The sequence below is a fragment of the Halobellus sp. genome (assembly GCF_042218505.1).
GTDB lineage: Archaea > Halobacteriota > Halobacteria > Halobacteriales > Haloferacaceae > Haloquadratum.
The window spans coordinates 18,443-30,919 of sequence record NZ_JBDGQZ010000017.1 but is presented as its reverse complement, the minus strand read 5'-3'; the positions used below and the strand labels follow the sequence as shown (position 1 = coordinate 30,919).

At 64.8% G+C, this 12,477-nt stretch carries 12 protein-coding genes; 7 read left to right on the top strand and 5 right to left on the bottom strand.

Annotated elements, in window-relative coordinates; genetic code table 11:
- Positions 1–63 precede the first annotated feature (63 nt).
- The 5 genes from ABEI27_RS04970 to ABEI27_RS04950 form a co-directional block, all read right to left on the bottom strand.
- A complete protein-coding gene (locus ABEI27_RS04970) occupies positions 64–474 on the bottom strand; it encodes a DUF4260 family protein (RefSeq protein WP_375798300.1) in 411 nt (136 codons plus the stop codon).
- Between the two features lie 58 nt (positions 475–532).
- Positions 533–1,456 (bottom strand): archaeosortase A, encoded by a 924-nt coding sequence (gene artA, locus ABEI27_RS04965; protein WP_375798299.1) that lies wholly within the window; start codon positions 1,454–1,456, stop codon positions 533–535.
- A 598-nt stretch (positions 1,457–2,054) separates the two neighbouring features.
- The gene (locus ABEI27_RS04960; protein WP_375798298.1) at positions 2,055–2,819 is read right to left on the bottom strand and encodes a VOC family protein; all 765 of its coding nucleotides are present in this window, start codon (positions 2,817–2,819) and stop codon (positions 2,055–2,057) included.
- A 148-nt stretch (positions 2,820–2,967) separates the two neighbouring features.
- Positions 2,968–3,453: a TIGR04206 family protein gene (locus ABEI27_RS04955; RefSeq protein WP_375798297.1), complete on the bottom strand. Its 486-nt coding sequence runs from the start codon at positions 3,451–3,453 to the stop codon at positions 2,968–2,970.
- A gap of 6 nt (positions 3,454–3,459) precedes the next feature.
- Positions 3,460–4,572, bottom strand: coding sequence for an OBG GTPase family GTP-binding protein (locus tag ABEI27_RS04950; protein ID WP_375798296.1), 1,113 nt, complete (start codon positions 4,570–4,572; stop codon positions 3,460–3,462).
- 116 nt (positions 4,573–4,688) lie between these two features.
- On the opposite strand from ABEI27_RS04950, the gene ABEI27_RS04945 reads away from it, so the two are divergent.
- From ABEI27_RS04945 to ABEI27_RS04915, 7 genes are all read left to right on the top strand, one after another.
- Positions 4,689–5,054 (top strand): cox cluster protein, encoded by a 366-nt coding sequence (locus ABEI27_RS04945; protein WP_375798295.1) that lies wholly within the window; start codon positions 4,689–4,691, stop codon positions 5,052–5,054.
- A 114-nt stretch (positions 5,055–5,168) separates the two neighbouring features.
- Entirely contained in the window at positions 5,169–5,528 is a 360-nt protein-coding gene (locus tag ABEI27_RS04940; protein WP_375798294.1) for a DUF6684 family protein, read from the top strand.
- 208 nt (positions 5,529–5,736) lie between these two features.
- Positions 5,737–7,494 carry a cbb3-type cytochrome c oxidase subunit I gene (locus ABEI27_RS04935; RefSeq protein WP_375798444.1) on the top strand — a complete coding sequence of 586 codons (1,758 nt, stop codon included), beginning with the start codon at positions 5,737–5,739 and terminating at the stop codon, positions 7,492–7,494.
- Between the two features lie 354 nt (positions 7,495–7,848).
- Positions 7,849–8,067 carry a cox cluster protein gene (locus tag ABEI27_RS04930; protein ID WP_375798443.1) on the top strand — a complete coding sequence of 73 codons (219 nt, stop codon included), beginning with the start codon at positions 7,849–7,851 and terminating at the stop codon, positions 8,065–8,067.
- Between the two features lie 200 nt (positions 8,068–8,267).
- Complete coding sequence (locus ABEI27_RS04925; RefSeq protein WP_375798293.1) at positions 8,268–9,539, top strand: Single-stranded DNA binding protein; 1,272 nt, start codon at positions 8,268–8,270, stop codon at positions 9,537–9,539.
- Positions 9,536–11,422: a hypothetical protein gene (locus ABEI27_RS04920; protein WP_375798292.1), complete on the top strand. Its 1,887-nt coding sequence runs from the start codon at positions 9,536–9,538 to the stop codon at positions 11,420–11,422. Before ABEI27_RS04925 ends, ABEI27_RS04920 begins: the two co-directional genes overlap by 4 nt.
- Positions 11,423–11,427: 5 nt before the next feature.
- Entirely contained in the window at positions 11,428–12,234 is an 807-nt protein-coding gene (locus ABEI27_RS04915) for a metallophosphoesterase (RefSeq protein ID WP_375798291.1), read from the top strand.
- Positions 12,235–12,477 lie beyond the last annotated feature (243 nt).

Genomic DNA, 12,477 nt, shown 5'->3' with positions numbered 1-12,477 from the left:
AGACGGAACGAGTCGGACCCATCGAGAACGAGACCGAAGCGCGCCGAGCGTCCTCTTGCCGGTTCAGCGGGGTCTCGTGGCGTCCGCAACCGGTGACTCACTCGGCGTCACGGTGGTCTCCCGGCGCTGGACCGACAGGTGAGTATGGTTGAACCCCGTCGGTGATTTGAGTCCGTAGCCGACGAGCCGATCCGCCCCAATGTGGCCGATCCACACGAGCGCGACGAGGATGACAGTCGGCTCGCCGACCCCGTATCCCACCGCACCGACCACGGTTGGGACGGTGTAGGTGTGCGCAAAATTGTACACGAGACTTCCGATCCGCGGGCCGCTGAGGTAACCGAGCATCGACAGATCTGGAGCGAGTGCGAGAACGAGCAGCAACCAGAGCGGCCCGCCAGAGAGATAGTAGCCACCGAGTGCGACAGCCAGCGCTGCAGCCCCCTCGATCCTGAGTACTGTTCGTGGGTTCATACGGTGCTAAAGTCGGCTCGGAGCAAAAACGATGCGGTCGCACTGCCGAAAATCGCCGTCAGACGCCTCGACGGTTCAGTCCGAGCGAGGACTCGAGGTCGTACTCGTCCCCGGTGAGCATATAGAGGACGTCCTCGATGACCGTCAGCAGTTCCGGAACCTCGCGGACGACGAGGTAGGTGATGGCGACGAGGACGACCACCGCAAGCACCTGGCTGATGATCCGATCGGAAATAAAAAACGAGACCATATACGGGTCCGTAGAGCCGAACAGCAGCATAATCTCGTCGACGAACCACTGCATATACTGCTTGCCGAACATTATCGTGATGAACGTGGTCCGCAGGAGGTTCAGGCCGTAAATGATAGGCACGGCGATCGCCAGTCCCCGGAGTTTTCGCCGGAGGGGTGCTTTCACCGCGGCGATGAGGCCGCCGAAGATGGCGATGCTCCCGAGGCCGGTACACGCGAGCACGACTGAGACGGTCAGTCGGTGGTCGCCGTCGTAGAAGAGGAACGTGTTGGTGTAGCCCTGTTGGCCCACGATCATCTCCGGCGTGTAGCCGAGCGCGTGTACGAGTGCACCCGTCTGTGCGGCGACGACCTCCATCAAGTATCCCCGTGGAGCGGGCATCGAGACGCCGAACAGCGAGAATGCAGGGATCGTCTCGAAGGGGAGGTAAATCAGTCCCATCGCGGCGACAGCACGCGAGAGAACGAACAGCGTACTCCGGCCGTTCCACAGGAGATAGCCAGTGTACAGCGACGCGGGAACCGCCGCGACGGAGAGGACACCCTCGACGTAACTCTTCTGCTCGAATGCGAAGTGGGGGACCAACTGGAGCCAGAAGACGGCGAAGCCGACCCACGCGGCCGTCGTGAGGACCCGCGCGAGCCGTTCGTTTCGATCCTCCGAGAGCACACCGACGCCGAAGAGGAGGATCACGGCCCACGCGAGCGAATCGGAGAGCAGGCCGGGCATAGGCGTGAGAATGCGATTGAGGAATAAATCCCTTGTCGTTCCGTGCGCCGACGACGGACGGCCGTCGAATCGGGACGGCCGAGTGAATCCGGCGGACCGTCTCTCTGGTCCGATCAGATCCAGAAGGCACCTTCTCCGATCCGATCAAATTCAGGGAGCGTCTTTTTCGCTCCGTTCAGATCCAGGAGACTCTCTCTTCGATCCTGTTCTCGCCGAGGTCGGTGATGACGCGCAACGGAACCTCCCGGGTGGGCTGGGCTCCGTAGTTGGCAAACGTCGACGGGAAGACGACCCGTTCACCGTGCAATCCCGCCTCCGCGACCGAACGGGCATCGTCGGTGACGTCGGCATTCGTGTTGCTCTCCTCGATGGTCCCCCGCTCTGCGTACTCGGTTTCGACGACGCCAGGCCACAGGGCCGTGACCGGGACTCCCTGGTCCGTGACTCGTGTCGGAGTGCCTGTGAAAAGGACAGCACGGACGACTTCGCCCCGGCGTGCACCGCCTTCTTCGGAATGGGGAAGAAGGCCGCCAACGATGCGGTCTCGGGATCAGAGCGATCCGGGCCGAACCGATGCCTCGGCCGCTCGCAGCGCAACTCAGGCTTCGAGAATCTCGATCTCGTGGCCGTCTTGGTCCGTCGTGAACGCGTACCGGTCGCCGCAGGACTCGGGGTCACGGTAGTCCTCGGCACCGCGCTCGAGAAGCGTCTCCCAGTAGTCGTGGAGGTCGTCGGCGCGGACACAGAGATGTCCCCACGCGTCGCCCATCGTGTACGACCGACCGTCGTAGTTGTACGTGAGTTCGACGGTCATCGCGGCGTCGGAGGCGCCCGCTGGCTTCATAAAGTAGTTCGCGAACGTGTCGGACTCCCAGCGACCGTCGGCGACGTACTCGAACTTCCGGGTCCAGAACCCCAGCGCCTCGTCAGCGTCCTCGACGCGGATCATCGTGTGATCGAGGCTCCACGTCGGCAGGTCGGCGTCGCGCTTGACGATCTCGACCTCGTGGCCGTCGGGGTCTTTCACGAATGCGTAGCGGCCGCCGCAGGACTCGGGATCGCGGTAGTCGTCGACGCCCTCGTCCATCAACTGCTCGTAGTGAGATTCGAGTTCGCCCTCAGGGACGCGGACGGCGATGTGGCCCCAGGCGTCGCCCATCTCGTAGGTGCGGTCGTCGTGATTGTAGGTGAGTTCGAGCATCGCCCCCTCCTCGTGCATCTCCTCGGGGCCGAGATAGACGTTGGTGAAGGTGTCCGCTTCCCAGCGACCTTTCTCCTCGTAGTTCAGGTGGGTCGTGTACCAATCGAGCGACGCCTCGAGATCTTCCACCCGCATCATCACGTGATCGAGCACTCCGGACATAGACGGACCTTCGAGTGCCGCGGTGAAAAAGGGTGCCGAACGCGGCCACCCTCGTTCCGGCGCCGAAGTACCGCGGTTCAGTCTCATTCGCTCGCAACGCCGCTTGCGACGCGCCCGCTCGTCGAGTCGTCAGATGGACCGTCCGCTCTCAGCGGATCATCGAACGGAGTCCGGGCCAGTATCCCCACCAGACGACGACGAGGAGCGTGAGCGTCGCCAGCGGCCACGCCGTCCGATTCGGCTGGATAGAGAAGCCCCAGGCGAGTCGCACCTGGGCGATTGCGGCGACGACGAGGAGCCCCACCGTGACGCGGCAGTCCTCGCGCCCGGTCCGCCATCCGATTACGGCGCTCGCGAGCGCGAGGGCGTAACAGCCCACCGACAGCGGCCACGCGAGGATAAATTCGGGAAGCCCGCGCGTGTACACGAACAGGAAATCGAAGAGCGAGACCATCGACAGCGGATTCGTGTTCACGAGTCCCCACGCGAAGAGGAACGTGGCGTCGCGAGCGGTGAACACTTGGATCGACCAGGGCAACAGGAGTGGCGCGAACAGGACGGCAACGCGAACGGTAGCCCGCGGCCCGGGCGTCCGTTGCGAGGCAGCGCGCGATTCATTGTCGGCCTGGCCCACGGGCACTCACTTCCGCGCGATGACGCGCATTACGTCTTCGTCCTGGAGCTCGTGGTCGCGACCGACCTGCTGTTCGTCGTGTTTCGCACTCGGGCCGGAGACCCGGGCGAAGCGGAACCGCTCGTCGAGAGTGCCGCCCAGTTTCCTGAGTGCGTCGTTGACGGTGTTCTCGCCTTCCATCAGGACCAGCGGTTCGTCGTAGTCCACGCCGCGGCCGGGCTTATCCATATAGACCCGGATGAGGCCCAGTTCACCCCAGAGTTTCTCTATGAGCGCGTCGAGACCCTTCTCGGCCTCGGCGCTGATGAACGTCGCCTCCTCGGGATCGACGCCGACTTCCCGGAGGTCTTCCTCCACCGTGGGGAGGTAGTCGCGGTCGATCAGATCTGCCTTGTTGACCGCGACGATCGACGGCAGATAGACGCGATTGTTCATAATACCGTCGATGAGTTCGTCGATCGTGATGTCTCCGCGGATGGTCACGTCGGCGTTGACGTACCCGTGTTCGCGGAGGACGCTCGCGATAGTGTCGCTGTCGAGGGTGACGTCGTCGGAGGTCGTCACCTGGATCCCACCCTTGCCGCGCTTCGAGATGGTGATGTTCGGGGGCGAGGTGTCCAGGCGGATCTTGTTGTTGTAGAGCTCCTGTGCGAGTCGCTCGTAGCGCTCGATCTCGAACACCGAGAGCAGGAACACTACGAGGTCGGCAGTCCGGACTACCGAGAGGACCGCCTTACCGTCGCCGCGGCCACCGGCGGCTCCCTCGATCAGTCCCGGCACGTCGAGGATCTGGATGTTCGCCCCGTTGTGCTTCAGCATCCCGGGGTTGACGTCGAGCGTCGTGAACTCGTACTCGCCGACCTCGCTGTCGGCGTTCGTGAGCGCGTTGATGAGTGTCGATTTGCCGACGCTGGGGAAGCCGACGAGCGCGACGGTCGCGTCGCCGGTCTTCTCCACCGCGTATCCGTGCCCACCGCCACTCGAGGACTGGTTCTCGAGTTTCTCTTTCTTCTCCGCGAGCTTCGCCTTCAGCCGACCGATGTGCTCCTCGGTGGCTTTGTTGTAAGGCGTGTTCGCGATCTCCTCGCGGAGGTCGTCGATCTCGTCTTCCAGTCCCATCGGTTATGTTTCGACGACCTGCGTCGAAAAAGCTGTTCTTTCCGCGCGGTCCCCACCCGCAGAGGAGGTCGGAGGAATCGAAGCCCTTTGTATCATCGGGCCCGTAGACCAGTGTAATGGACGCTGAACCGGGTCTGTCTGAGCAGTATCGGATGGCGAGCCCCTGGCCGCTGTTCATCGCGCTAGGGATCCCGATCGCCGAGCTTGGAATCCTCTTCAACCTGTTGCCGCTCGCCGTCGGTGGACTGCTGTTGTTCGGCGGGAGCGTCGCCGGGATGGCGACCGAATCGGGCTACGCGCGGACGCCGTGGCGAGCGCTTGTCGTCGTCGCGGTCCCGCTGGCGGCGCTTGGTGCCGGATTCGCCTTCACCCCGATCAACCTCCCGAACCGCGGTTTCGCGATCGTCGCGGCTGCCGCCATCCTGCTGGCCGCGGGACTCGTCGGCACCGCGTTCAAAACGAGCAGCGACCCCACGTACTGAGGTCCGGTTCGCCAGAGCAGCCGGGGCTGCGCGTGAAACGAATCAGATAACGGGCGATTCGGCCGGAGACCCGAAACCAACAAACTATTTCATTCTCCACTGTTAGGCTGAGGTATGGCGAACAAGATCTTCGACCGGGATACGCTCTTGGACCTCACGGTCAACATCATCCCGCTGTTCATCATCGGCTTCTTCGTCGTCGCCTTCGTGGTGCTCACGCCGTTCGGAATCGAACCGCTGGCGTCGGCGATCCAGTTCGGACTCCTGGCGGTTCCGTTCGTCTTGCTCGCGGTTCTGACGTACTTCGCCGGGCGCGCTGTCGCTGGAGCTGAGAAGTCCAGTGATGTGTACCTCCCCGGGCAGGCGAGCGTCCGCGGCGCCGAACCGCTCGAGGAGTTCGACGACACGCCCGAATCGCTCGACGAGAATCAGACCGACGCCGTCGAAGGCGAGACCAGCGCCGACGACCACTGACGACACGGCCGCCTCCGTCTCGCCGGGCACATCCCACCTCTCCGCCGCCCACCCTGCTATTCGGGTTGGTTCCTTCTCCGTCTCCCGTTTTCGTTCGGCTCATCGGCTGACACTTCGTGCCGACTGGCCCCGTCCCGAACCTTTCATTACCTTTCGTTCCTCAGAGGGACCTATGCAGGTCAACGGACAGCTCGCACTGACGGTCCTGATGGGGATTTTCCTCGTGGCCGTCGCCGCGTGGCTGGCGCGGATCGAGAACTGGCGGTCGTACAGCCCGATCGGGGGCGGTGGTGCGCTCGGACAGCAGGAAGGATACGTCTCGAGAGAGAAGCCATCCGGGCTCATCCGCTGGCTCACGACGGTCGATCACAAGGACATCGGACTGCTGTACGGCACCTATGGTCTGATCGCGTTCGTGGTCGGCGGACTGATGGTCACGGTAATGCGACTCGAACTGATCGATCCGGGGATGTCGTTCATCTCTAATCAGTTCTACAACTCGCTGCTCACGAGCCACGGCATCACGATGCTGTTCCTCTTCGGGACGCCCATCATCGCGGCGTTCGCAAACTACCTGGTGCCGCTGCTCATCGGCGCAGACGATATGGCGTTCCCGCGGGTCAACGCCATCGCGTTCTGGCTGCTCCCCCCGGCGGCGCTGCTCATCTGGGCCGGGTTCTTCCCCATCCCGAACCTCGTCCCGGCGCAGACCGCCTGGACGATGTACACGCCGCTGTCCGCAGGAGTCGGTGCCGGGACCCAGGCCAACGCCGGCGTCGACCTGATGCTTCTCGGACTCCACCTCACTGGCGTCTCGGCGACGATGGGGGCGATCAACTTCATCGCGACCATCTTCACCGAGCGGGGTGACGACGTCTCGTGGGCGAACCTCGATATCTTCTCGTGGACGATCCTTACGCAGTCTGGACTGATCCTGTTCGCCTTCCCGCTTCTCGGCAGTGCGCTCGTGATGCTCCTGTTCGACCGCAACTTCGGCACGACGTTCTTCACCGGTGAGGGCGGAGCGATGCTGTGGCAGCACCTGTTCTGGTTCTTCGGCCACCCCGAAGTGTACATCCTGGTGTTGCCGCCGATGGGAATTGTCAGTTATGTGCTCCCACGGTTCGCGGGCCGTCGGCTGTTCGGCTTCAAGTTCGTCGTCTACTCGACGCTCGCGATCGGCGTCCTCTCGTTCGGCGTCTGGGCGCACCATATGTTCGCGACGGGAATGGACCCCCGGCTTCGCGCCTCGTTTATGGCCGTCTCACTTGCGATTGCGATACCGAGCGCGGTGAAGACGTTCAATTGGATCACGACGATGTGGAACGGGCGGGTCCGGTTGACCACGCCGATGCTGTTCTGCATCGGCTTCGTCTCGAACTTCATCATCGGTGGTGTCACCGGTGTCTTCCTCGCGTCGATCCCGGTGGACCTGATCCTTCACGACACCTACTACGTCGTGGGACACTTCCACTACATCGTGATGGGCGCGATCGCGTTCGCCGGTTTCGCGGGTCTCTACTATTGGTACCCGCTCTACACCGGTCGGATGTACCAGAAGACGCTGGGCAAGGCGCACTTCTGGCTCTCGATGGTTGGGACGAACATCACGTTCTTCGCGATGATCCTGCTCGGATACGGCGGGATGCCGCGTCGCTACGCGACGTACCTCCCGCAGTTCGCGACGCTCCACCAGGTCGCGACGCTCGGGGCACTGATCCTGTTCGTCGGGCAGGTCATCTTCGTGTGGAACTTCGTCCAGTCGTGGCTCGAAGGCCCCAAGGTCGAGGACGGCGACCCGTGGAACCTCCGCGAATCGGGCCTCTACACCGCCGAGTGGGACTGGTACGACCAGAAAATCAAGACGGCAATCGCCGACGGTGGCGAGGAGGACGACTCAGTGCTGACCGACGGCGGCGAAGAAGAGTCAGCCCGAGCCGACGACGGCGACGCCGACGCAGACTGACGACGATAACCGCTCGATCCGCGCTTTAGGACATCGACCAGAAATTCGACTGGCGCATTCCGATACGGTTCTCCGACGATCAGACGACGAGAACGATCCCTGTTGCGAACATCAGCACAACGACCGCGGCGAGGATGATCCCGAGGAGATCTCGATCGCTCATACCCCACGTTCGCCGCCGTCGGGCAAAGATCCGTCGGTCTCCCGGGTACGCCAGAACGGGCCGTTTAAGCGCTCGCGAGCCCCACATCCGATGTGACCGAACGGGAGGCCGAGGCCGGCGCGGGTGCACAATCCAACGAGGAGGGAGTCGGCGGATCGACCACGGCGGGCCGAGACGGGTCCCGGTTCGTTATCCAACTGTACGCCGCGCTCGTCGGCGTCGGGGCGACGGCCGGCCTACTGACCGGAACGTTCGTCGAGGGACTCACTGCGCCGCGGTTTCTCTTTCTCGTGCCGCTCCCGCCGACGCCTGTCGGATTCGCGCTATATGGGGGACTCACGCTCGCGCTCGTTCTCGGCGTCCCGCTCGCGCTGGTGGTCTACGTCTCCCAGTCGATCGACGCCGAGTGAATACGGTCTTCGAGGCCGAAGAGATGGCGAACAGCCGGCAGGCAGCAGTCTCACGACGGCGTGCCGGACACCCGCCGACCGGCGTGGGATCGCTGGTCACGTCATCGGGGCGGTGGTCCCCCCATCTGATATGAACCTTCGTCCGCGCAGCATCCGTGCCCCGCGACCCTTTTTATTCCGGGCGGCTATAGACTCGATCGATGGACGTAGACGAACACGCCGAGGAGCTCGCCTCCGCCCTCGGTGTAGACAAAGCGGAGGTCAAAGACGACCTGAAGAACCTCGTGTCGTACAGCGTCCCAATCGACGAGGCGAAACAGAGCATCCGCCGGAAGCACGGCGGCGGCGACGGGAGCGACGCGACGCCGACAACGAAGGACGTCGCTGCGGTGACGCACGGGGACGGCAACGTCACTGTCACCGTTCGCGTGCTCTCTGTCGGCCGCCGCTCGATCAGGTATCAGGGCGACGAACAGGTCATCCGCGAGGGCGAGTTCGCGGACGCAACCGGAAAAATCTCTTACACCGCCTGGGAGGACTTCGGGTTCGAGCCCGGCGACTCGATCACAATCGGTAACGCCGGCGTCCGCGAGTGGGACGGCGAACCCGAACTGAACATCGGCCAGTCGTCGACGGTCGCGCTCGAAACCGACCCCGTCGAAGTCTCCCACGAGGTCGGCGGCGACACCGGCCTCGTCGAACTCCGTCCCGGAAACCGCGGCCGGAACGTCGAGGTTCGCGTGCTCGAAGCGAACGAACGCGTTATCGACGGCCGGAACGGCGAGACGACGATCCGTGAGGGCGTCGTCGCCGACGAGACGGGACGGTTGCCGTTCACCGACTGGGAGGCCCGCTCGGAACTCCGAGAGGGCCACGACTTCCGGTTCGAGGAGGTGTACGTCCGTGAGTTCCGTGGCGTGCCGCAGGTGAATCTCTCGGAGTTCACGACCGTCACGCCGCTGGCCCGCGAAGTCGACGTCGACGACGAGGCCCCGCGGATGCGAATCGCCGAGGCAGTCGGCTCCGGTGGCCTCTTCGATGTCGAACTCTTCGGCAACGTCCTCGAAGTCCGCGACGGCTCCGGGCTCATCGAACGGTGTCCCGAGTGCGGACGCGTCCTCCAGAACGGCCAGTGCCGCACCCACGGCGAGGTCGACGGCGAGGACGATATGCGCGTCAAAGCCATCGTCGACGACGGAACGGGGACCGTGACGGCGATTCTGGGTCGGGAGTTGACCGAGGAACTGTACGGTGGCACGCTCGAGGACGCGATGACGGCAGCCCGCGATGCGATGAGCAAGGAGGTCGTCGCCGACGAGATCCGCGAGCGCGTCGTCGGCCACGAGTATCGAGTCCGGGGAAACCTCTCGGTGGACGAGTACGGCGCGAACGTCGAGGCCAGCGAGTTCGAGCGTGCGGACGACGACCCCGGAACGCGCGCAACGGAACTCCTGACGGAGGTGCAGCTATGAGCGACGCCCCACAGAGTCGCGAGGTCGCCCGCCGCGTCTTCGCGGCCGAGTTCGACGACGCGACCCTTTCGTACTCGGAGGGCGACGAGGAGCGCGCCCCGAACTACGTGGTGACCCCGACGGGCGCGCGAACCAACCGCCTGTTCGCCGTCGGCGCGCTCACCGAAGTCGACCAGGTCACCGACGATATCGTCCGCGGACGGATCGCCGACCCCACGGGCGTCTTCGTCAGTTACGCCGGACAGTACCAGCCGGATGCGATGGCCTTCCTCGAACGCGCGACGCCCCCATCGTTCGTCTCTCTGACGGGGAAGGCCCGGACGTACCAGCCGGAGGACTCCGACCGCATCTACACTTCAGTTCGCCCGGAGAGCCTCAACGAGGTCGACGCCGACACCCGGGACCGCTGGGTCGTTGCGGCCGCAGAGGCGACGCTCGAACGCGTCGCGACGATGACCGCAGCGCTCGACATAGACGCCCGGGGCGACCAACTGCGTGCCGAACTCGAGTCCCGCGGCGTCGACGACGCGCTCGCGCAGGGAGTCGCCCTCGCCATCGACCACTACGATCCCACCGAGCACTACCTCGAAACCGTCCGGCGTATAGCGATCCAGGGGCTGGAACTCGTCGCCGGCGAACGCGAGACCGTCGACAGCCTCGATGTCGCCCCCGACGAGAACGGCCCCGACACGCTCGGCCCGCTCCCCTCGGTCGACGCGGCGCCGGCCGCTGCCGACGGCGTGATCGCTTCGACCGTCGGCGAGACGGACGACACACCGACGGACGCGACGACAGAAGTGACAGACGACGTGGAGGCAGTCGGATCCAATACCGACGCCAGCGCCACGGGCGCGGGGAATGCAGTCAGCGCTGACGACGCTTACGAATCTGTGTCTCCGTCGGATTCGTCCGGATCCGACTCCAGAGAGGGGACTCCGAGCAGCATCGAATCGGACATCGATGCCGACTCGACACGAACCGAGCGCGGGACGTCCGCAGACGAGCCGTCTGCCGACGAACCGTCCGCTTCGGAGGCCGCAGACGCTGAAGACGGCTCTATGGGCACTGCGACCGCGACCGACGAAGCCGAAGCTGAATCCGGTTCCGACGGCCTCGGCGACTTCGGCGTCGACGACGAGTCGATCGCCAGCGAAGCGCCTGCAACCGACGACAAGACGACCACCGACGACGTCGACATCGACGAAGACGGGATGTACGAACTCGATCCCGAGGAGCGCGCGGAAGTCGAGGCCGAGTTCGGCACCGAGTTCTCGACCGGCAACGAGGTCAGCGACCCCGGCGAGGCCGGCATCGACGTTCCGGACGCCGACGAACTGGAGTCGGAAGTCTCCGATGAGGAGCTGAGCAGTGAACTGACTGCGAATGCGACCGAGACTGATGCGGCCTCTAGAACCCAGTCCGACGCGGCCTCCGAGACTGGGACCGATGCGGTTTCGGAAACCGACGCGACTCCCGCTACCGGAGCCGATGCGGCGGAGACTGAGCCGGATCTGACGGCCGATTCGACCGGCGCATCCCCGAGTGAGGCGTCCCCCATAGAGGGAGACGACTTGTCCACGGACGATGCGTCCGCCGCGCGTTCGTCAGCCACGGAACCGTCCACGGCGTCGCCTGACGCTGACTCCGAGGGAGTCGAGGCCGACTCGGACGAGGCCGACGCTGCGGACGTCGATCTGGAGGCAGAAGCCGTCTCGATGATGGACGACCTCGACGACGGCGACGGGGCCGACCGCGAGGCCGTCATCGCAGCGGTCGTCGACGCGCACGGCGTCGACCCCGGCGACGTGGAAGACGCCATCCAGGAAGCGCTGATGAGCGGCCAGTGCTACGAGCCGTCCGAGGGGACGCTGAAGGCGATCTGACGCGGATGGACGGAGTCGATTCCCAGCCGGCGCTCGTCGAGCCGATCCCGGGCGCTCCAGCCGCCCGCGCGTCAGTCGATGACGAGACGGCCCTCGTCGTCGCTGACTACCACGCCGGCATCGAAGTCGGACTCCGTTACGAACGCGGGGTCGAACTCGAAAGCAACGCTGACCTCCGCCGGATTCGTCTACTCGGCCTGCTCGATCGCATCGACCCCGACAGACTCGTGATCCTCGGCGACCTCGGGCATCGGATCGGCAACGCCGGCGAGCGAGAGGCCGACGAACTCGACACCCTGTTGACAGCGGTCCTCGACCGCGTGCCGGCGACAGTGGTTAGCGGTAATCACGACGCCGGGTTGGATGCGAACGAAATCGACCACTCGGGTCGGCACCCGCTCGTAATCACCGAGCCGGCGGGGACCAGACTGGGTCGGGTCGGCTTCCTCCACGGCCACACTTGGCCCGCGCGGACAGTCGTCGAGAGCGACGTCATCTGCGTCGGCCACGAGCACCCCGCAGTGCGCTTGGAGGACGAGGTCGGCGGCGGTCGAAAGGAACGCGCGTGGCTTCGTGGCCCGGTCAACCCGGAGCCGTTCGCCGACCACCTGGGCGTCGCCGCCGCCGACCTCGACTGGCGGGATCCCGAGATCGTCGTCTTCCCGGCGTTCAACGACCGATCCGGTGGGACCTGGGTGAACGTCGAGGGACAGGGGTTCCTCTCGCCCTTCCTTCCCGACGCGCTCGTGGCTGACGCCGTGGACGCGTATCTCCTCGACGGAACCAGACTGGGGCTGTATCGAACGGTCTGACTGATCTGATATCCCCGGGCGCGTCCGCGACGGTCGCTCAGACCCCGCCGATCAGCAGCGCAAGCGCGTAGCCGACCGCACCCAGGATGGCGGCGACGACGGTGAGGTCCCACTCGTCGGGGCCGCCTATAGTAGCGTTTGCAACTGATTGCATAGTCGATCGCACGCAGTCGTGCGATCGAGTGAGCGAAGACTTACAAACGCTACTATACGTCCTCAGATCTGAGGAGCGCGCACCCGGCG